We start from the raw sequence: 21,657 nt of genomic DNA on the forward strand, positions 1-21,657 counted from the left end.
TTCCGGGTAAAAGGTTTTTGTATATAACTATTGAATGGTTAATTTCTCAAACCTAATTAAATTTTATCTAAAATAACATCACTAATAAAATATATCTTTAAATAATTTGGAGGCCAATTTTATTCGTTTATCATCGCAAAAAACATAATTAATAAAACGCCTGAAAATAAAAAAGGCAGACTGTAAAGCCTGCCTTTTTTTCAATATTTATAAATTACTTATTTCTTTTCGCAGCATGATTTCATAGCAGCAGCTCTGCTAGAACCTTCCGAACTGGTGCAACTGCTTGCATGTTTTTGTTCGATGCAGCATTTACCTTTTTCGTTCATTAGCAAACTGGTATGATTATCAGACTTAATAGCGATGTGCGGTGCGATAACCAGTGAAACAATCGACATTAATTTGATCAGGATGTTCATTGAAGGACCTGATGTGTCTTTAAATGGATCTCCAACAGTATCACCTGTAACCGAAGCTTTATGTGGCTCCGAACCTTTATAAAAAGTTTCACCATTGATATTAACGCCTTTTTCGAAAGATTTTTTAGCGTTATCCCATGCACCACCAGCGTTCGACTGGAACATTCCCATTAAAACTCCTGATACAGTAACACCGGCCAACGTTCCACCTAATACTTCAGGGCCAAATGTAAAACCAATTAATAAAGGAACCAATAATGCAATTGCACCCGGTAAGATCATTTCTCTGATAGAGGCTTGTGTAGAGATAGCCACACATTTTTCATATTCAGGTTTGGCTTTATATTCCATAATTCCCGGAATTTCACGGAACTGGCGGCGAACCTCCTGTACCATTGCCATAGCCGCACGACCTACTGCTGAGATCGCCAAAGCTGAAAACACAAACGGGATCATACCACCGATGAATAAACCGGCTAAAACATCGGCCTTATAAATATCGATACTGCTGATTCCGGCAACACCCACAAAGGCTGCAAATAAAGCCAGTGAAGTTAAAGCTGCCGATGCAATGGCAAAACCTTTACCGGTTGCAGCGGTAGTATTTCCAACCGCATCTAAGTTATCCGTACGTTCGCGAACCTCTTTAGGTAAACCGCTCATTTCGGCAATACCACCCGCATTATCAGCAATTGGGCCGAAAGCATCGATAGCCAATTGCATAGCAGTAGTGGCCATCATACCTGCTGCAGCGATAGCCACACCATATAATCCGGCAAAATGATATGAACCGTATATACCAGCAGCCAGAACGATAATAGGCAACACGGTTGAATGCATCCCAACGGCTAAACCACCAATGATATTGGTAGCGTGACCAGTAGATGACTGCTGAACAATAGAATTTACCGGACCTTTACCCATTGCGGTATAGTATTCGGTGATGATACTCATCAATGCGCCTACTATAAGTCCAACAATAATGGCGAGGTACACATTGGTGGCGCTAAACTCAACACCACGTAATGACATGGTTTCAGGTAATAAGTATTTAACAGCGAAGAATGAAGCTATTGCCGTTAATATAACTGACGACCAGTTTCCAAGGTTTAAAGCGTTTTGTACACTGGCATTTTCGTCTTTAATACGAACAAACACCATACTTATAATTGAGAAGATCAATCCTAAGCCAGCAATAAGCATAGGCAACAGGATAGGGGCCAAACCTCCAAAGTTATCTTTTGAATCAATTTCCTGACCTAATACCATGGTAGCCAAAATGGTGGCAACATATGAACCGAATAAGTCGGCACCCATACCAGCCACGTCGCCTACGTTATCACCCACGTTATCGGCAATGGTAGCAGGGTTACGAACATCATCCTCAGGAATACCTGCTTCTACTTTACCAACAAGGTCAGCACCTACGTCGGCAGCTTTGGTATAAATACCACCACCAACACGTGCAAACAGGGCAATAGATTCAGCACCTAATGAGAAACCTGTCAACACCTCAATTGTGGTACGCATTTCTAAGCCTATAATACTAGCACCAGCCGGAACAAAAACTTTATAGAAAATGATGAATAAACTTCCTAATCCTAAAACGGCTAACCCGGCAACACCCAAACCCATAACGCTACCACCGGTAAACGAAACTTTTAAGGCTTGAGCCAAACTGGTACGAGCCGCCTGTGTGGTGCGTACATTGGCTTTGGTGGCGATCTTCATACCGATGTATCCGGCAGTTGCAGAAAACACAGCACCGATAACAAAAGCTACCGCAATTAACCAATGAGAATGTACGTTAGGCAACGTTCCAGACCAACCTAATAAAATGGCCGCAATAACAACATAGTAGCTGAGCACTTTCCACTCGGCTTTTAAAAAGGCCATAGCGCCTTGAGCTATGTACCCTGCCAACTCTACCATATTCGCGTCGCCGGCATTTTGTTTTGAAACCCACGATGCTTTTATAGCAGTAACCAACAAGGCTACCACCCCAAAAAGTGGGATCATGTAAATTAGATTTTCTTGAAAAAAGGTCATAATAATTAGGTTACATTTTTTTTCGGTCGCCTAAAATACTTTTGCTGAATGGAATAGTCAAATAAAAAATCATGAAAACCAGCGTTTTTCAAATAAAAAGTTATTTATTCGCAAAAACATAAACAATTCAGGATTATATTTTGAACAATGGAAACCGATACAATGGTTTTGTTTTCAAACTAAAATCCTACCTTGTTTTTCAAACTTTAAATCAAAAGACCTTGTATGGAGCAAACTTTTACTCATCAAAATCATGAAACTTTGAGTACCGAACATTCGGAAATGAAACGTGAACTCGGACTTTTTGATTCAACGATGATCGTTGTTGGATCGATGATCGGTTCAGGTATTTTTATTGTAACCAGTGATATTGCCCGCTTATTGGGTTCTCCCTTCTGGATCCTTTTTGTGTGGTTGTTAACCGGCGCAATTACCTTAATGGCTGCGCTTAGTTATGGAGAACTGGCTGGTATGATGCCAAAGGCCGGCGGACAATATGTTTACCTTCGCGAGGCATATAATAAATTTGTAGGCTTTTTATATGGATGGACAACTTTTATGGTCATTCAAACAGGAACCATTGCTGCCGTTGCCATTGCTTTTGCAAAGTACACAGGTGTATTATTGCCCCAATTGATCAATACTGATCCCTTGTTTCAATTAGGGCCTTTAGCTTTTTCGAGCCAACAGTTTTTAGGAGTGGCATTGATTGCCTTGTTAACCGTTGTGAATTTATTTGGAGTTAAGAACGCCAAAATAATTCAGGGGGTATTTACAGTTGCCAAGATTGTTTCTCTGCTCGGGTTGATCGTTTTGGGTTTATATATAGGCTATAATTCTGATGCCTTTCGTCAAAACTTTTCCAATTTCTTTGCCGAACCTTTTCAAACTAAAGCCAATGTAGATGTACTGGATATCGCGAAACTTTCAGGTTGGTCATTAATAGGAGCAATAGGAGGGGCCTTAGTAGGTTCACTGTTCTCTTCAGATGCCTGGAACAATATAACTTATACTGCGGGTGAAGTAAAAGAGCCGAAACGGAACATCCCATTAAGCTTGTTCTTCGGAACATTGATAGTAACCGTGCTTTATATTTTAGCCAACGTTGCCTATTTATCATTATTACCTATTAAAGGTACTCCTGAAGGAGCAAATGTGCTTACCCGGGGAATTATGTTTGCTACGAACGACAGGGTAGCAACTGCCGGGGCTGAGATCATTTTTGGTGGTGCGGCAGTAATCATAATGGCTGTATTGATCATGGTTTCCACATTTGGATGTAACAACGGCTTAATCATGGCCGGGGCCCGTTTATATTATGCAATGGCAAAAGATGGTTTATTCCTGAAAAAAGCTGAAAATCTGAACGATAAAGGTGTGCCTGCTTATGGTTTGATCATTCAGGGAATTTGGGCCTCAATTTTATGTTTTTCGGGGAAATACAACGATCTGCTTGATTATGTGATATTTGCCGTATTGATATTTTATTCCTTGACCATTGGTGGGATTTTTATTCTTCGTAAAACCCAACCTCAAGCCGAACGACCTTATAAAGCCTTCGGATACCCGGTTATTCCTGCATTATACATCCTTTTAGCAACAGCAATTTGTATTGATTTGTTGGTTGTAAAACCTAAACCAAGTTTAATTGGCCTGGGAATTGTTGTAATTGGAATTCCTGTTTATTATCTAATAAATTCAGGAAAAAAATTGCAGAAGAATTGATTTTCTTCTGTAATTTTAAATTAAACAGGTTGATAGTTAAGTGTTTATAACTTTTTTGTTCAAAAAGCATTAAGTTTTGCTCAATTAAAAAATAACCTTAACTTAGATACCTTTGAATGAATGACTGAAGAGTAATGACTTTTTCTGTTAATGAATGCCATAGTTCTTTATCGATCATTCTAAATGAAATGCTCATTTTTTAATAATTATAATGAAAACAGGAAAAGTAAAATTCTTTAATGAGTCAAAAGGTTTTGGATTCATTAAAACTAATGAAGGTCAAGAGATTTTCGTTCACGTTACCGGTCTTATCGACAAAGTTCGCGAAAACGACAATGTGACTTTCGAAGTTGCTCAAGGTAAAAAAGGATTAAATGCAGTGAATGTAAAGATTGCTTAAGATATTTTAATTACTTTTTGTTAGAGCCGGTTATAAACCGGCTTTTTTTATGCAGTAATTTTAAATCACTTCCGCCACCACAAAAGTGCTTCCACCAACAAATATTAAATCGTCGGCAGTAACATTCTTCTTAGCCGCAGTTAGGGCTTCATTCACCGAAGGATATACCTCACCTTTCAAACCAAATGGTTCGGCCATTTTCATGAGTTCGGTGGCATCCATGCCTCTAGGTAAATCCGCTTTGCAAAAATAATAACATGCATTTTGGGGCATAAGCTCCAAAACATGGGTTATATCCTTGTCTTTTACCATTCCAAATACTACATGAAGGTTGTTGAACCTGGTTTCGTTAATTTGTTCAACTACCTGGGTAATTCCATCAATATTATGTCCGGTATCGCAAATGATCAACGGATTTTCACTCAGCGTATACCATCTGCCAAGTAAACCCGTAAGTTTTTTCACTTGTTTTAATCCCGAATAAACGCTTTCATCAGAAATCTGTAATGCTGATTTATTTAAACTTTCAATGGCCTCTAAAACTGTTTTTATGTTTTTCAGCTGATAGTTCCCGGTTAGATCGAGTTGAAGCTGTTGGTAATTTTTGCCAGAAGTATTTTTTATATCCAGCAACCAATTTTGGGCTGTTTTTTCTTTATGTGTGATGGTCCATTTTTCGGATGCAAAAGAAAGGACAGCATTCATTTCATTGGCTTTTCCAACGAATACATCATTTGCTTTTTCCTGCAATTGACCAATAACAACCGGAGTATTCTGCTTTATTATTCCTGCCTTTTCAAAAGCAATGGCTTCAATTGTATCACCCAAAATAGCAGTATGGTCAAAACTGATATTGGTAATAACTGACAAAATAGGGTTAATGATATTCGTTGAATCTAAACGCCCTCCTAAACCGGTTTCAATTACGGCAATCTCTACATTTTCTTTTTTGAAGTGATCAAATGCAAGTGCCACACCCATCTCAAAGAACGATGGCTCTACCTTTTCAAATAGGTCTTTATTTGAATCTACGAAATCGATAACTGCTTGTTCGGGGATCATTTGACCGTTTACACGTATACGTTCCCGGAAATCGCGCAGGTGAGGGGAGGTGTACAAACCGGTTTTATAACCTGCCTCTTGTAAAATAGCGGCAAGCATATGCGAAGTGGAACCTTTGCCGTTGGTACCGGCTATGTGAATGCATTTAAGCTGCTTATGCGGATTGCCCAAAGCTTCGCTAAGGGCAATTATATTATTCAGGTCGGCCTTAAACGCTGCTTCACCAATTCGATGAAACATTGGCAAACGACTGAACATGTAATCTAATGTTTGTTGGTAGGTTGACACGGAACTAAAAACACTAATTGTCACACGAATTACCGAATTGGATTTGTACGATCAGTTCAATTCGGGCTTTAATTTATTGTCGCATTACACGAATTAAATTTGTGCAATAAGTTTTAATTCGTGCAATTCGTTCTATTCTAATCTGAAGGTAATCACAACCATTCCCATTTGAGTTTCAGGGCCGGAGCTTATGGGGTTTAGTTTACATTGTAAAACTGCCCGTTCACATTTTTTCCAAAGGGCAGCATTTGAAATGGTAGTACCACGTTTGCCCGCTGTTGCTTTTGTAATATTTCCATCGCGGTCAACGGTAATTTCAACGGCAACTTTACCTGCCTGCTGGCCATCGTCTTCAATGCTCGGGCGACTTAAAAACTTACGACCGGCAAGATTTAAAGCTACCCCACCATTGCCAGAGCCAGTACCATCATAATTGTTGGAATTAGGGTCGCCAGTTACTTTGCCTTGGTTACCAGGTTCATTTCCGGTTCCATCGCCACCACCGGTGCCACTTTGTGTTTTTTTACCTTTATATAAAGCATTTTGATTAACCTTTGGCGTTTGCTCTTTTGCGGTCTCTGTAGGTGTTTTTGGAGTATTAATAGGTTGCTTCGTCTCCGTTTTTACCACTTTATTGGCCGAAGTTTTTACTTCAGGGGCATCTTCGTTATCCTGTGTTACCAAAGCGTCGGTATTTTCATTAGCGACAGTAGGTTTGGCAGGAGCAACGTCTTCAACCTTTTCAGTTTGGGGTTTGTTGTTGGCAGTAGGTGAAATAGAAGGCTCATCCATGCTGGTAAAATCATCACCCATACCTACATCGGAGGTTCCGTAATTAACCACAATTCCTCCTTCACCTTCTTCTTGCTGAGGTGTATAAGGATTGGTGATCTTTACTAAAAAGCAAATCAGCAGAAACACCACATAAATAGATGTGGTCACCAAAAAGGCTCTGCCTGAATTTTTCTCTTCTTTTCTATAGATTGATTCCACAGATTAATTCTTTTTCTGAGCAGCTACTACCAATTTCAACTTATATCTGCTGGCAATATCCATTACGTTTACAAATGGTTGAACCTGTGCCGCCGAATCGGCGTTTATGATAACCGTTACTTCTTCAGCTTTACCCTGATAACTTTTAAGGGTTTCTTCCAACTGAGCCTCACTTACAGCCGTTTTATCAATAAAGTACTCGCCGGTTTTAGTTACCGAAACATTTACGTTTTTCTTAGGAACGGTTTGTCCGGTTGCCGCTTTTGGCAAAGTAACTTTAATAACATGCGGTGCTACCAGTGTTGATGCCAATAGGAAGAACAACAGCAGGAAGAACATGATATCGTTTAACGACGAGGTGTTTACTTCCGCACCAATCTTATGTCTTCGTCTTAAATTCATCGTGTTGTAGTTGTCGGTTCTTCTAACAAGTCAATAAAATCAATTGCATCAGTTTCCATGCGTAAGATCACCCTGTCAACCATCATCGTTAAAATGTGGTGACCGATATAGGCGAAAATACCGATAATAAGGCCAGTTGCCGAAGTGATCATTTTTTGATATAAACCACCCGATACTAAACCAATATTGATTTCCCCGGCCTGAGAAATACTATAAAAGATGGTGATTACTCCCGAAATGGTTCCCACGAAACCCAACATCGGCGCAATACCGGCAATAATTCCTAAAATATTAATGTTCTTCTCAAGCTTAGAAACTTCAAGTTTACCCACATTCTCGATAGAACCTTCAATTTCTTTAATAGGTTTACCAATACGGGCAAGTCCTTTTTGCAACATGCGTCCGATAGGCGTGTTACTGTTTTTACAAACGCTGATTGCCGCGTCTAAATTGCCTGTAATAATGTACTGGCGAATTTGCATCATTAACGATGATTCGGATTTATTGGCTTTTCTAATAGTGAAGTAACGCTCAAAGAAAATAAACAATGCTAAAAACAGCAGAATTGCTAGCGGAATCATTACCCAGCCTCCTTTGAACATCAAGTCGATCAAGCTCAAACTCTCTTGTTTTGGTGCGGTATTAATTGGCATTTGATTTAACGTGTCTGCTACACGTTGCGCAGTATCAGTAATTTGTAGTAAAAACATATGTTGTTCTTAAGTCTTTTGATTTACAATTATTCAGCTTTAAAATTTCTTATTAGCTCGGGCATATAATACTGTACAGCAAGCATCATTATTAGTGAAACAATGATGATGATGGCCAGTGATATCAGCAGCCATTTCCAAACGCTATTTTCCTGCTTCGTATTTTCTGCAAACACAATTTTTTTCTCCGCAGCGTAAACAGCTCTATTCGGCTCACGTGGCTTTGAAATCACTTCTTTTAACCCAATATTGGCCTTATTCAGTATAAAATTATCTGTTGATTTAAATTTTACATTAGCCATATCATCACTTTCCAAGGTTCCAATGCCCTCCAATTCGAACCGATGATTACGACTGAGGCCTTGTTTAATCTTAATGATGAATTTTTGCAGTTCATATTCTGCCATATGCTTTTCAAGACCCTCTGAGTCGGAAATAACATCCCTGAGCACGCCATCGTCTGACAAGCGAAAAGGATTAAATGTTACCGAGATGGCAGAAGGATAGAAAGTTCCGTGTTGACTATCGAAATTTGTTTCCGTTCGGCTGAGATAAAAGCCGCCAATACCCGGAATGGTTACTTCATTATTGAGTTCTAATAGTTGAATTATATATTTATTAATGTCGATCATTCTTGTTTAAAAGGTTACGCTAATTCCGGCGATAAAGTTAAATCCATAACTCGGATAATTCAGGTACAGGTCGTATTTTTTACCTAAAATGTTATTCACATTGGCAAAAGCGCCAAAGTTTTTATGGAACTGGTAATTTCCGCTAATGTTTAAATCGGTATAACCACTTAGCGTTTTATAGGAGTTTACAGCCGGGTCAATTAATGCATATTGTTTGCTCACATTAAATAAATCAGCGGTAAACGATAAATTTTTCATTGCCTGGTAAGTGCCGGAAAGATTTACCCGATATTTCGGTGTTAGCCATGGTTTATCTATGTCTGTTAGGTCATAACTATTCGATAAAAATTCGAAACCTAAGCGCAAACGATCCGAGGCGGCATACTCTAGATTAGCTGTAATAGTGCTAAGATTACTTTTTTTACCTGCATAAACAACGTAATACTTTTCAGAAATCGTTTGTGGTTCAGTTCCATTTGCCGGCACCACGTTGTTGGCAAAAAATGGCAAACTGTCAATACTGCTTGAAGTAAACTGAACTTTAAAGCCTAAGCCGGTAATGATCGTTCCCTTTAAACCTGCATATATTTTCAGGCGTTCATTTGAATTTTTCAGCACAATATCAGAGCCTAGGAAAGGATTTCGAACTGAAAGGTCTTTCAGGGTGTTTTTCTGCAGATCGCCGTTCAAACCTCCAAAGAAACTCAAGTATTTATCAATGGCCTGATACTCGGCATAAACATTAGGGTAAATTTTGAAAGAACTATTGTCGCCAAAGTTAGAAACAAAATTTAAGCCCAGCTTACTTTGCAAGCGCTCCCGTTCTAAAGTTACATAGGGATTCAACCTGAAGAAATGATTCTTAACCTTAGTCGCATCGTTGTAATTGTTCATGTCGAGGTTTAACGCCACATGACCACCAAAGTTGCCAAAGTTATCTCCAGCTATTGTATTTAAGTAAACGTTGCTTTCTTTGGCCGAATAGTTATCAGAAAAGGCATAGCCACCAAGTTTTACTGCATAGGTAAAGGTTTTAGCCGGATCAATGTTGCTCGCAAGCTCCACTTCTCCGTTAAAGTTATTCAGCTTATGCAAAACATCGTTTTTCTCGTACGAAAATAGCTCGTGGTCATATCCGTAGTAATAATTATTGTTTTGTTTGTAATTTAAGCTTGCCGTAGTGGTGAATGATTCATTAATGAACTTACCAAACAGGCCAACATTATTGCGCGAAAAGTTTTGGTTGTCAATTTCACCTTTGGCAGTATAAGCCTGGTAATAAAAGCCATATTGCTCAGTTGGTGATTGGGCGCTGTTAAAGAAAAACTCACCTAAAATACTCGATAGATTTCCGCCGCCTAGTTTAGCATAAAATAGAGGCAAAACAGCATTCCCTTCAGAGGGCAATGCTTGGGCGCCTACTTTAGAGATATTGCCATTTTGGTTGAATTGCCTATCGAATTGTGTATACTGTAAAACAGGTTTGGTGGTATTATCGTCATTGAAATCAGGATTACGGCGAATTTTTATCGCATCACCCAAAACAGGTTTATACGGACGAACAAATTCTATTTCTTCTTCCAGTTTCTTTTGTGCGTAACTAGTTGTGCTTGCAAACAAAAGTGTACCTAATGCTATAAAATATAATTTATGTTGAAGTTTCATGATTTCTCTTATTTGCCTGAACGATTAATTTTTGCCAATTTTTCTTTTGCTGACGGAATTATATCGTCACTGCCTTCGTAGTTATCAAGTATGCTCTGCAAGGTGCTTTTCGCCTGGAAATTATCTCCTTGCTTATAATAGTTATCGGCTAACAGTAAAAAGCTTTTTGCTACCCAATAATCGTGGTTTGATAAATTGTCGATCACTTCGAAACAGCTTTTTTGCGACTGCTTGTATTGACCTTTATTGTACTGGATCAATGCAGTTAAATATTTGGCTTCAGCAGCATTAACTGATTTTGTTGTTGAAGAAACGTTGCCTAATGACTTTACTGCTATCGTAGTGTCACCTTTTGTCAGGTAAGCTTTTGCAGAGAATAAATGGGCCGCATTGATCTCTTCTAAAGGCATTTTATCAAAACTGATTACTTTATTGGCATAATATAATGTAGAATCAGTATTGTTTTCTTCATTACTAACACGCATTAAACCAACAATAGCGTATCCGTAGTTAGCTTTGAAATCGGCACTTTCTAAACGTTTTAAATAAGGTTTTGCTGACTCGAAATCCTTTTTATCCAAATAAATCTTAGAAGTGTTAAACAAGGCTTTTTCAGAATATTTATTGGTTTTAGCTGCTAAATATTGGTAATCAGCTAATGCTTCGTCTGTACGCTTTTGCTTCATTAAGCATTCTGCACGATTAAAATGAGCATCATTTATAAAGTATCCGTTCGCAAACTCATTAATATAAGTAGTAAAAGCAGGAACACTTTCATCGCATTTACCTTTCATATATACATTGTTGGCCGCTTCAAAACTGATCGAGTCCTGAGCGCTTGCACTAATTGCGGCTCCTGGTGTATTTTTAGCATAAGTAAGGAACTCACCAGTATTGCCCTTATCCACGTAAATGTTTTTAATAGCTAAAACCGCTTCTTTTGATTCAGAAGTATTAGGGTATTTGGTAACTATGGCTTTGTAAGCTGTTAAAGCATTATTGTCATCTTCGGTATTAACATAGATCAAACCGATATTCAGCATTGCTTTAGGCACATAACTGCTGTTCGGAAAGCGCTGAATTATGTCGTTGAACCCTGCTTTAGCCTGTTCGTAGTTATTGAGTACAAAACTGGCGTAAGCTGATTCATAGATGGCATCATCATTATACGATGAATGAGGATATAACTCCAGCAATGATTTAAGTGAGTAGATCTTGTCGTTCAATTTGTTTTGAACGCCCTGGATCATAGCTTTTTGGAAGATCGCATAATCAGCCCCCGCAGCTCCGGCAATAATTACTTTATTGTATTGTGTTAAGGCTTTATCATAACTCTTTGCCACAAAATTGCAGTCGCCAATACGCAGGGTGGCATCCATGGCCATTTTCTTATCGGCATTAGTACTGTTTACATAGCGTTCGAAATAATCAGCAGCTTTTCCATAATTTTCACGTTGGAAATAGGCATAGCCTACGTTGTAATAAGCGTATTTGTAGATCGGTAATCCAGCAATACCCGGATAGCTTAAAAAGTCATCATAGGTGTTTATAGCTTCATCGTAACGTTGCAATTCAAATAGCGATTCAGCTTTCCAGTATAAGGCCTGCATCTCAATCTTTCCGTCAACCGGGTTATTCAATGATTTGTCGAATAGCTCGGCAGCATAAGAAAAATCACGTGCGTTGAAAACTTCAGCACCACGATAATAGGCTACCTTTTGATAAAGCAAATCGGTGTTCTCTTTACGTTTTTTAACACTTTCAAGTGTTTCAAGTGCTTCCTTATAGTTTTTTGAGGAAAGCAAAATTTCACCTAAAAGGGTTTTGGCCTCATCAATATTTTTTGATCGAGGATATTTACTCACAAATTCTTTTGCGGCCGTTAAGCCTTGCTGCGAAAAGTTAGTTTCATACGCTAGTTTTGCGTAGTTCAGTAAACAGTCCTCTCGAACCCCCTCATCGTAAGTAAGTTTAGCACCCCGTTGAAATGCGGCACGAGCATTCAGTTTATTTTGCTTTGCCAAAAAAGCATTTCCCAAGGTTAGCATACCATATTGTCCGTAAGCATCGTCTGCGTCAATTAGCTTTTCAAGTTGACCAATGGCTTTATCATATTCTTTATTCTGATAATACGTATAGCCTATTTGATAAGTGTCTTGTGTTGTTTGATCAGCTGTTGCGGCTGAATTGCTTAGGTAGACATCAAAGTTACGCTGAGCAATAGGGTAGTTCTTTTTATTAAAATAGGCTGCCCCTAAAATTTTATGTAGTTGAGGCTTATATTTCGAATTTCCTTTGCTGACAATCGGCTCTGTAAATGCGATCACATCGTCATACTTTCCATTTATTAAGAAAATCTGAGCAGTATAAAATTGATAGATCTCGGCATATTTTGGCGAGTTTTTGATCTTATTAAGATGAGAAAGGGCAGTAGGATAATCCTTGTTGATATAAGCAATATGGGCATAATAGTAAGTGGCGTCTTCACTAAAACGGTTAGCGCCATCTTTTACATTCGAAAAATGAGCTTTAGCCTTGTTGTAATCTTTAGCAACAAAATAACAATACCCCAGTTTAAAGTTATATTCAAGCTGATCAGTTTCGTTTAAGTCGATTTCTTCAACCTGAGTAAACCAGTTTAGTGCTTCTGTGTAGCTTTCGTTTTTAAAGTAAACTTTACCGATCTGAAATTTCGCAGTTTTCGACTTCGGGTTATCCGGATAGGTTTTTATAAACGATAATAATTCGCTCTCAGCATTTTTGTTGTTTAGTTCCAGCGCACAAACAGCGGCATAGTATTCAGCATTAACCTTTGTTGTTGTGTTTTTACTTGGATCGTAACTGCTGTTGGTGGTAGAATTTACTTCAGTATATACCTGGCGAAATAATTCATTTGCTGAGGCATATTTTTGACTGTCGAAAAGTTCCAGTGCCTTTCTGTAGGTTTCATTAACGGTGTATTCGGCAGTAGCTTGTGCACATGCAAAATGGATGGAAAATGAGGAAATAATGAACGCTAACAGACCTGATTTTTTAATCATTGTTGATGAACTCTATATAAAATAATTTAATCCTTATCTCGATTGCCCTATTAGGCAAAGTTTGTACTACTAATTAGCTTTTCTGGTAAATCGAACCGGGGGTAAGCCCTTGTTTTTATGAATAAACTGTTCAAAATCTAAAATTATTGCAATTCTTGGCCTTAATTGGTTTAGAGTTATTCACAGGTGTGGATAATTCATGCATATGTAAGTCGAAAGTTACATAAGAAATCAACTATGATTTCGTTCGTTTTTTCGGCAGTGGTAAAAGATGAGCATAGCTGTGGCTTAAACTCCACAGTTGTGGATGGAAACTACTAACCAGCAAGAAGAAATAGTTTGATTAAACTAATGGATACTGACTCGCCAATAAATACATTACCGCCATACGAACGGCCACACCATTTTCAACCTGCTCAAGAATAATTGATTGTTTCGAATCAGCCACGTCAGAGGTAATCTCTACCCCCCGATTAATCGGTCCTGGATGCATGATCGTAATTTCTTTATCCAGTGAGTCGAGAATTTGCTTATTCAATCCATACATCATTGAGTATTCGCGGATAGAAGGGAAGTATTTAATTTCGAAACGTTCTAACTGAATGCGCAGCATATTGGCTACATCGCACCAGTTTAACGCTTTTCTCAGATTATGTTCAACTTTTACTCCTAATTCTTTTATATATCGAGGCATTAAGGTAGTTGGTCCGCAAACCATTACTTCTGCCCCCAGTTTTTGCAAACAAAGTATGTTCGAAAGCGCTACACGTGAGTGAAGGATATCTCCCACAATAACTACTTTCTTACCTGCCACATCGCCATACTTCTGACGAATAGAAAAGGCGTCTAATAAAGCCTGTGTAGGATGCTCATGAGCACCATCCCCGGCATTTATTATTTGAGCGTTTATATGTTTTGAAAGAAAAATTCCTGCTCCCGCATAAGGATGACGCATAACGATCATATCAACCTTCATCGCCAGGATATTGTTAACCGTATCGATCAAGGTTTCGCCTTTACTCACGGATGATGACGAGGCGGCAAAGTTAATAATATCGGCTGAAAGGCGTTTTTGAGCCAATTCAAATGAAAGTTTAGTGCGAGTAGAATTCTCAAAAAAGATGTTGGCAATTGTAACATCTCGTAAAGAAGGTACCTTTTTAATTGGGCGATTAATTACTTCTTTAAAATTGTCGGCAGTCTCGAGTATTAGTTGGATATCATTTTCGGTGAGGTCTTTAATACCAAGTAAATGTCGGTTGCTGAGCTGTTGCATGATTTAGTATTTGAGTCTTATTACTTCGGTTTTACTTGAAAGTGCAGAGACGCATAAATTTTCTCTGCGCCTCCGCGTCTCTGCGGTATTTAAAGGCACAGCGACCTGTCTTATTTTTCAGTGATCAGTTCTATTTTATCCGTTCCCTCGGTTTCCTTCCACGAAACCCGAACATTTTGGGAAGCAATAGAATCTACCTGAATACCAATATAATCTGGTTCAATAGGAATTTCACGAGAATATCTTCGGTCAACTAAAACCAATAGCTCCACTTTTTTTGGTCGTCCATAGGCTAACATGGCATCCATTCCTGCACGGATGGTACGGCCCGTAAAAAGCACATCATCAACCAGGATAACCTTTTTCCCTTCTATAATAAAGTTGATATTAGTAGCATTTGGAACCAAAGGCGATTCGCGACGACGGAAATCATCTCTGAAAAAGGTAATATCAAGGTCTCCACAATCAATATGGGCTTTAGGTAGAATCTTCGATAGTTCTTCCTTAATGCGATTGGCCAGGTATATTCCCCTGGGTTGCAAGCCAATGATTACGGTATTTGAAAAATTATTGTGGTTTTCTATCAATTGATAGCAAAGACGTTTGATAGTAAGGTCAAATTTCGGACTGCTAAGCAACGGTTTGTGTAGCATTGATGGCGTTTAAAATTTGACAAATATAGAAAAAATGATGGAAGAAAATATTGGCTTTGAGTAACGGATTTAGAACAAATAGTGGTTAAAATGAAGAAAGCCTCCCGTTACCGGAAGGCTTTCAATATGTTAAATGAAAAAACTAAAGATTATTTTTTCTTATCGTTTTCCATTTGCTCTTTCAAAGCAGCAAGAACATCAAGATCACCTAAAGTGGTTTTCTCAACTGATTCTTTTACTTTTTTCACAGCTTTAGCCTGAGCACCAGCTTCTTTTTTCTTAGTATCTCTTTCTACAGCACGCTCTTGAGCTTTTTCTTCTTCCCAAATACGTGAGTGAGAAACTAAAATACGTTTAGAGTCTTTGTTGAACTCAATAACGATGAAGTCTGAAGTATCCTCAGCACCTAAAGATTTACCGTCTTCTTTAACCAAGTGTTTAGTAGGAGCGAATCCTTCAACACCGTAAGGTAAAGCTACGATAGCACCTTTATCGGCCATTTTGATGATAGTACCTTGGTGAACTGAATCTAACGTGAAGATAGTTTCGAAAGTATCCCAAGGGTTCTCTTCTAATTGTTTGTGACCTAAGCTTAATTTGCGGTTTTCAGCATCAACTTCTAAAACAACTACTTCTAATGCTTCACCAACTTTAGTGAATTCATGAGGGTGGTTGATTTTTTTAGACCATGAAAGATCAGAGATGTGAACTAAACCATCAATACCATCTTCTAACTCAACGAACACGCCGAAGTTAGTCATGTTTTTCACGGTTGCAGTGTGTTTGCTGCCAACAGGGTATTTTTCAGCAACACCTACCCAAGGATCTGGAGTAAGTTGTTTAACACCTAATGACATTTTACGCTCTTCGCGGTCTAAGGTTAATACAACTGCTTCAACCTCATCACTCACTTTCATGAATTCTTGAGGATTGCGTAAGTGTTGTGACCATGACATTTCAGAAACGTGGATCAAACCTTCTACACCTGGGATGATCTCTAAGAATGCTCCGTAATCAGCTACAGTAACGATCTTACCTTTAACTTTAGAACCAACTTGGATTTCAGTATCTAAAGATTCCCAAGGATGAGATTGTAATTGTTTTAAGCCTAAAGCAATACGTTTTTTATCATCATCAAAATCAAGAACTACAACGTTGATTTTCTGATCTAATTTCAATACCTCTTCTGGGTGATCGATACGACCCCATGAAATATCGGTAATGTGTAATAGACCATCTACGCCGCCAAGGTCAATGAACACACCAAATGCGGTGATGTTTTTAACAGTACCTTCAAGTACCTGACCTTTTTCAAGTTTAGAGATGATGTCGATTTTTTGATTTTCAAGATCGTCTTCGATAAGTACTTTGTGAGATACAACAACGTTCTTGAATTCGTGGTTGATTTTAACAACTTTGAATTCCATTGTTTTACCAACGTACACATCGTAGTCGCGGATAGGTTTGATATCGATTTGAGAACCAGGTAAGAAAGCTTCTACACCTTGGATATCTACGATCAAACCACCTTTAGTGCGGCTCTTAACAAAACCATTGATGATTTCGTCGTTTTCGAGCGCTTTATTGATAGTTTCCCAAGATTTTTGGGTTTTAGCGCGTTTGCGAGAAAGGATTAACTGACCGTTTGAGTCTTCCTGGCTTTCAACGAAAACGTCAACGTCGTCGCCTACTTTTAAATCAGGGGTATCACGGAATTCAGATAATGATACTAAACCATCTGATTTAAATCCGATGTTTAATACCACGTCTTTGTTGTTGATCAATACTACTTTACCAGTAACGATCTCTCCTTTAGTAACTGAGCTTAAAGTGCCTTCGTAAAGTGCCTCTAATTTTTCACGCTCAGCTTTAGAGTAGTTTCCAAAACCTTTTTTGTTACCATCCCAGTCAAAATCACCTGCGTTTTGGGTCAGGCTTGCTGATTTGATCTGTTCAATAGACAATGAATCTGCTTCAGATTCAACTTGTTCGCGGCGAGAAGTTTTCTCTACGCCCTCAACATTAGCAGTCTTTAATTCAGCTGCCAGAACGTCTTGTTCTTTGTCTTTTTTTGCCATTTATTTTTTCATGTCTCCTTTTTCCGCCCTTTGGCGGACCGCAAAAGTACACATATTCTCCGAAATAAATGAAAAATTATTTAATTGAAAATGAGCAAGTAACGAATTTAAGAAATGGCTAACATGAAGATTTTGAGCAAGAAATCTAAATCAGTAACCGATCAATCATTTTATTGATGATTTCTGTATACGTTTCGGTGAATCTTTCATGTGTTTTCACCCCATCAATATTTTTAATGGTGCTTCTTAATAGATCCGCGGCCTTTTCCGCATCCTCTCGGCTATAAAAAGTTTCTACCCATTCTTCAGGCAGCTCATAATTGTGGGGTACACCAAGAGCATTTTGGTAAAAGTTGAATGGCGATTGAAGAATTTTGGTTTCGAAGTACGTTTGTTTTTTGTCTTTTGTCATATTGAAATAATCAATATGATACTTTAACTGCGACAGTACTCTTTGTTTAATTTGTTCATTACTCTCTTTTTGGATGGGTTTTATCCGCCATTGATTTTCATTTAATGAGAGAAGATCTTTGGTTTGTCCTTCAAAATGAGTGCTTTGAGAATAGAATAATAAATAATCATCATTTGATTTTATCTTATTTACTTCCAGTATTTTGAATTTGAAATTGTCTTTCTGTATAGAAACAAGCTTCAAAAGCGTTTCCTTTTTCACGTTTCCTCTAATGGTAATTATTGAGTCAGCCGTTGAATAAAACCATTTCCCTGTTGAGTACTGATTATTGTCAAAAGATATAAAAACTCCGTCGTTATAGAAGTGAATAAATGATGATTCAGTAGGAAGTTTAAACGGTGTATCGGGTTTTTTTAAGTAAGTACCATCGTTATTAATGGTAATTTCACCAATACTATCCGGCTTTTCAATTCTTACAAGAGTTAATGAATGCTCGGTAAGTTTTTTTTCAACATTAGCCCCTATAAAGTTGCAGGCCGAAAGGCTGATGCTAAAGAGTATGAATAAAATGCAGGTATTAGGTAGGTTGTTTTTCATAATTGCAGCTTTGTAATTTATCTATCGAGAAATTAATTTTATCTCTTTTAATTATATAGGATGATTTGAATAAATGATGATTTGAGTAAATGAAAGTTTAGATCATTGACTATTTCTATCCAGTAGATTGTTGTACAACTTTGCCACAAATTCAAGTTGCTGTTCTGGGGTCATGTGTGAGTTGTCGAGTATTACCGCATCGTCGGCTTTACGTAAGGGGCTTTCTTCACGGGTGGTATCTTCGTAATCACGCTCTTTAAGATTGTCAAGTACTTCACGGACTGAAATATCTTCGCCTTTGGCTTTTAGTTCTTTGTAGCGTCGTTCGGCACGTATTAACGGTTCAGCCGTCATAAATACTTTTAGCTGAGCATCTGGAAATACTGTAGTTCCTATGTCTCGGCCGTCCATCACAATGTTTTTGGTTTTGCCCATTTTCTGTTGCAGCTTCACCATTGCTTTCCGAACCTCTTTAATTGCACTCACTTTGCTCACGTTTTGCGAAACTGGCATCAATCGAATTTCTTCAGATACATCTTCATCATTTAAAAGCACTTGGGTAAAATCATTTTCGAGATGAAGTTCTACGTGTACATCTTTTAATGTTTCCACAACGGCATCGTGGTCATGCCAGTCAATTTTATTTCTAAGAAAATACAAGGTTGTGGCCCTGTACATAGCCCCCGAATCAACATAAATAAAATTTAATCGTTTGGCTAAAGCTTTGGCAATTGTGCTTTTTCCGCAAGAAGAGTAACCGTCAATTGCAATGATGAAATTTTTAGGCATGCTGTTAAGTTAGAACGATGCAAATTTAGAAAAATCAAACACAGAATACATAGATGTTTAAATTCGATCTATTGGGTATTAACAAAAAAAGCAAGACAACATAAATTGACTTGCTTCTTCTTAGATAATGGATTAGAGTGGATTGCTAAATAAGGAATTTTATTTATTTAAAACAACGGTTCCAGCGATCATATCGTGAAGGGCTTGTTTTTTGTCAGTAAATAAAGCAAGCAGATAGCCGATAAACAATGGAATCAGGTTGGTAATCATTACAGAGAAATATCGTCCGGTTGCCCTTGCAAAAGAAATGCGGTTACCATCCATATCGACTACTTTAATGCCAAGTATTTGTTTTCCGATAGTTCCTTGTTTTCCAGATGAAGTTAATAGGGCGTGATATAACCAACTGCCTAAAATGGCAAGCAACACGAAAACGGACATGGCAGAAATAATAGCCAGAATTGCTAATGGATTGTTTTCCAGGTTTCCAATATCGGCTAATGAAAAGCTAATGAGGCCGAAAGAAATTAGTATTGAAAAAACAATACCATATAAAATCGATAAAATAATACTGTCAAGAATACAGGCGATTAAACGGATGCCAAATCCTGCAAATGTTTGTGAAGCCTGGGCTTGTTCAAATGTTTGAAATTGGGTGCTTGTTGAATCCATAGTAAAAAATTAGTTTTTGATTAGTTTTGTAATGAGTCTAATTTATAGTTTTAAATATTAAATCAAAATATAATAAGTTGAATTTAAGTTGATTAGTCGACTGATAAAATAAAGAAATGGTGATAGACAGAGCAAAGCTCGCATCTGAATTAAGCTATCAGATGTCGAGGAGTAGTGGTAAAGGCGGACAGAATGTAAACAAAGTTTCCACTAAGGTAGAAATAGGTTTTTCGGTTAATAATTCCCAATTGTTTGACGAGGATCAAAAGAAGATACTGAATCAAAAATTGGCAAATAGAATTACGAAAGAAGGGTTGATTAAACTAGCGTGCGAAGAGGAGCGTAGCCAATTGATGAACAAAATTAAAGCAGTAGAAAAAATGGCTCACTTGCTCGAAAATGCGATTAAAATAACAAAACCACGCAAGGCTACTAAGCCTTCAAAAGCATCCATTGAGAATCGTCTAAATGAGAAGCAAATGAAATCATTAAAGAAAATTAACCGCAATAAAAACAACTGGATATAACAAAGGGTGGTAATTATCACCCTTTGTTATCAGTATATATTGGTAGTTAGTTTAATTGTTGGCCAGTTTATTGGGAATTTGTGCAGATGGGCCTTGGTAAACGGCATCTCCAAAAGCTAAAATAGCACCGAAAATGAGATTCAAAAAAAATAGCCCAATGCCAAAGGCTGTTGACTTGCCGAAGCTTTTAGCCAGATCGATACAAATTAGGATCAGTATAACGAAATTAACAAAGGGAATAAAGAGCAGAATAACCCACCAGGTTGGTCGGCCTACAATTTCCAATAGAACAATGATATTATAAATTGGAATGATAGCGGCCCATCCGGGTTTTGATGCCTTAACAAAAATTTTCCAGGAAATAATAAGGCCCAAGAGGACTATTGCCAGATACGCAATGATAATCCCCACACCGATTGGAGATTCGGCAGATGCTGAAAATTGATTTTCCATAAACAAATAGTAAGTGTTTGATAGTTAAAATGTTACTTGTTTTAAAGATACATAATTGTATTAAAAACAAATAATTTAACTTCTTGAAAATCAACTTGTTGAAATGTATCCAAAAATTAACGTTTCGACCATATCCAAAGCCCAAGTGCAATTAGTATTGCCATACTTAATACAAACGCACCTTTGAGTGTGTTTTCAACCTTCTCGTGGTATCTGATGTCTTCTTTTAAAATTTGAATCCTGTCATCTTTTCGTTTGATAATATTTTGCAGACGGGTTTGGTCATTGTTAAAACGAAAGGTTTGGCTGCTTAATGAATCGCGTTTTTCAATAACTGAGCTGGTTTTGGCCAAGTTAAGCTTGTCAATGGCGTCCATAATTCGGTTGTCGAGCTCAATGATTTTTTGTTGGGTGGCAATAACCTGTTTTAGGTCACTTTTAGATTGACCACCAAAAAAGGCATTTCGTTCCTGCACATTTCGTTTCCATTCCTGGAACAAGGAACTTCTTTGTACGAGTAATGTGTTAAGTTCCTTGCGGGCTTGGTCAAGCGATTGCGCAAAGCTTTGAACTATGCCAGAAAAAAATAAGATAAAAACGATTAAAATGGTTCGGGTCATATTGGGGGATAGCTTAAATTAATTGATATACTAGATTTCAGTAAAAGCGTAGTTTTAAATGTTAATACTTGTTGCCCAATTGTAAATGAGCTGTTAAAAACAAATTAATTTCCATAGAAAAAATAGTTTATTTTTAGCCATTCAAAAATTCGACCAATACTATTTTTAAATAACAAGGCCGATTTCTGCCAATC

Annotated in this window: 19 protein-coding genes; 3 read left to right on the plus strand and 16 right to left on the minus strand. The window is 37.8% G+C overall.

Features of this window, described 5'->3' with window-relative positions; translation table 11 throughout:
* Positions 1-218: 218 nt before the first annotated feature.
* Complete coding sequence (locus C3K47_RS16470) at positions 219-2,468, minus strand: sodium-translocating pyrophosphatase (protein WP_103790261.1); 2,250 nt, start codon at positions 2,466-2,468, stop codon at positions 219-221.
* A 225-nt stretch (positions 2,469-2,693) separates the two neighbouring features.
* Here C3K47_RS16470 and C3K47_RS16475 point away from each other — a divergent pair, with 225 nt between their 5' ends.
* Both C3K47_RS16475 and C3K47_RS16480 read left to right on the plus strand, forming a co-directional pair.
* Positions 2,694-4,193: an APC family permease gene (locus tag C3K47_RS16475; RefSeq protein WP_103790262.1), complete on the plus strand. Its 1,500-nt coding sequence runs from the start codon at positions 2,694-2,696 to the stop codon at positions 4,191-4,193.
* 211 nt (positions 4,194-4,404) lie between these two features.
* Positions 4,405-4,593 carry a cold-shock protein gene (locus tag C3K47_RS16480; RefSeq protein ID WP_103790263.1) on the plus strand — a complete coding sequence of 63 codons (189 nt, stop codon included), beginning with the start codon at positions 4,405-4,407 and terminating at the stop codon, positions 4,591-4,593.
* A 60-nt stretch (positions 4,594-4,653) separates the two neighbouring features.
* On the opposite strand, the gene C3K47_RS16485 is transcribed toward C3K47_RS16480, so the two are convergent.
* From C3K47_RS16485 to C3K47_RS16545, 13 genes are all read right to left on the minus strand, one after another.
* Complete coding sequence (locus C3K47_RS16485; protein WP_243392570.1) at positions 4,654-5,913, minus strand: bifunctional folylpolyglutamate synthase/dihydrofolate synthase; 1,260 nt, start codon at positions 5,911-5,913, stop codon at positions 4,654-4,656.
* A 162-nt stretch (positions 5,914-6,075) separates the two neighbouring features.
* Positions 6,076-6,936 (minus strand): energy transducer TonB, encoded by an 861-nt coding sequence (locus tag C3K47_RS16490; RefSeq protein WP_243392571.1) that lies wholly within the window; start codon positions 6,934-6,936, stop codon positions 6,076-6,078.
* 3 nt (positions 6,937-6,939) lie between these two features.
* Positions 6,940-7,338 carry an ExbD/TolR family protein gene (locus C3K47_RS16495; protein ID WP_103790265.1) on the minus strand — a complete coding sequence of 133 codons (399 nt, stop codon included), beginning with the start codon at positions 7,336-7,338 and terminating at the stop codon, positions 6,940-6,942.
* Positions 7,335-8,048, minus strand: a complete 714-nt coding sequence (locus C3K47_RS16500) for a MotA/TolQ/ExbB proton channel family protein (RefSeq protein WP_103790266.1) — start codon at positions 8,046-8,048, stop codon at positions 7,335-7,337. The genes C3K47_RS16495 and C3K47_RS16500 overlap by 4 nt, the downstream gene beginning before the upstream one ends.
* A 29-nt stretch (positions 8,049-8,077) precedes the next feature.
* Positions 8,078-8,680 carry an HU domain-containing protein gene (locus C3K47_RS16505; protein WP_103790267.1) on the minus strand — a complete coding sequence of 201 codons (603 nt, stop codon included), beginning with the start codon at positions 8,678-8,680 and terminating at the stop codon, positions 8,078-8,080.
* Positions 8,681-8,686: 6 nt separating this feature from the next.
* Positions 8,687-10,345, minus strand: a complete 1,659-nt coding sequence (locus C3K47_RS16510; protein ID WP_103790268.1) for a porin family protein — start codon at positions 10,343-10,345, stop codon at positions 8,687-8,689.
* Between the two features lie 8 nt (positions 10,346-10,353).
* Positions 10,354-13,386 carry a tetratricopeptide repeat protein gene (locus C3K47_RS16515; RefSeq protein WP_103790269.1) on the minus strand — a complete coding sequence of 1,011 codons (3,033 nt, stop codon included), beginning with the start codon at positions 13,384-13,386 and terminating at the stop codon, positions 10,354-10,356.
* A gap of 343 nt (positions 13,387-13,729) precedes the next feature.
* The gene (locus C3K47_RS16520) at positions 13,730-14,662 is read right to left on the minus strand and encodes an aspartate carbamoyltransferase catalytic subunit (RefSeq protein ID WP_103790270.1); all 933 of its coding nucleotides are present in this window, start codon (positions 14,660-14,662) and stop codon (positions 13,730-13,732) included.
* A gap of 110 nt (positions 14,663-14,772) precedes the next feature.
* On the minus strand, positions 14,773-15,315 hold the full coding sequence (gene pyrR / locus C3K47_RS16525) for a bifunctional pyr operon transcriptional regulator/uracil phosphoribosyltransferase PyrR (RefSeq protein ID WP_103790271.1): 543 nt from the start codon (positions 15,313-15,315) through the stop codon (positions 14,773-14,775).
* A gap of 149 nt (positions 15,316-15,464) precedes the next feature.
* Positions 15,465-17,393 carry a 30S ribosomal protein S1 gene (gene rpsA / locus C3K47_RS16530; RefSeq protein ID WP_103790272.1) on the minus strand — a complete coding sequence of 643 codons (1,929 nt, stop codon included), beginning with the start codon at positions 17,391-17,393 and terminating at the stop codon, positions 15,465-15,467.
* Positions 17,394-17,538: 145 nt separating this feature from the next.
* Positions 17,539-18,402: a hypothetical protein gene (locus C3K47_RS16535; RefSeq protein ID WP_103790273.1), complete on the minus strand. Its 864-nt coding sequence runs from the start codon at positions 18,400-18,402 to the stop codon at positions 17,539-17,541.
* A gap of 102 nt (positions 18,403-18,504) precedes the next feature.
* Entirely contained in the window at positions 18,505-19,191 is a 687-nt protein-coding gene (gene cmk, locus C3K47_RS16540) for a (d)CMP kinase (RefSeq protein WP_103790274.1), read from the minus strand.
* A gap of 159 nt (positions 19,192-19,350) precedes the next feature.
* Positions 19,351-19,863, minus strand: a complete 513-nt coding sequence (locus tag C3K47_RS16545; RefSeq protein ID WP_103790275.1) for an RDD family protein — start codon at positions 19,861-19,863, stop codon at positions 19,351-19,353.
* A gap of 116 nt (positions 19,864-19,979) precedes the next feature.
* Here C3K47_RS16545 and arfB point away from each other — a divergent pair, with 116 nt between their 5' ends.
* Positions 19,980-20,390, plus strand: a complete 411-nt coding sequence (arfB, locus tag C3K47_RS16550; protein WP_103790276.1) for an alternative ribosome rescue aminoacyl-tRNA hydrolase ArfB — start codon at positions 19,980-19,982, stop codon at positions 20,388-20,390.
* Between the two features lie 51 nt (positions 20,391-20,441).
* Here arfB and C3K47_RS16555 read toward each other — a convergent pair whose 3' ends face one another.
* A complete protein-coding gene (locus C3K47_RS16555) occupies positions 20,442-20,843 on the minus strand; it encodes a DUF5684 domain-containing protein (RefSeq protein WP_103790277.1) in 402 nt (133 codons plus the stop codon).
* 116 nt (positions 20,844-20,959) lie between these two features.
* Positions 20,960-21,463 carry a hypothetical protein gene (locus tag C3K47_RS16560; RefSeq protein WP_103790278.1) on the minus strand — a complete coding sequence of 168 codons (504 nt, stop codon included), beginning with the start codon at positions 21,461-21,463 and terminating at the stop codon, positions 20,960-20,962.
* Positions 21,464-21,657 lie beyond the last annotated feature (194 nt).

Origin of the sequence: Solitalea longa (assembly GCF_002920915.1) — a bacterium.
In the GTDB taxonomy this organism is placed as follows: Bacteria; Bacteroidota; Bacteroidia; order Sphingobacteriales; family Sphingobacteriaceae; genus Solitalea; species Solitalea longa.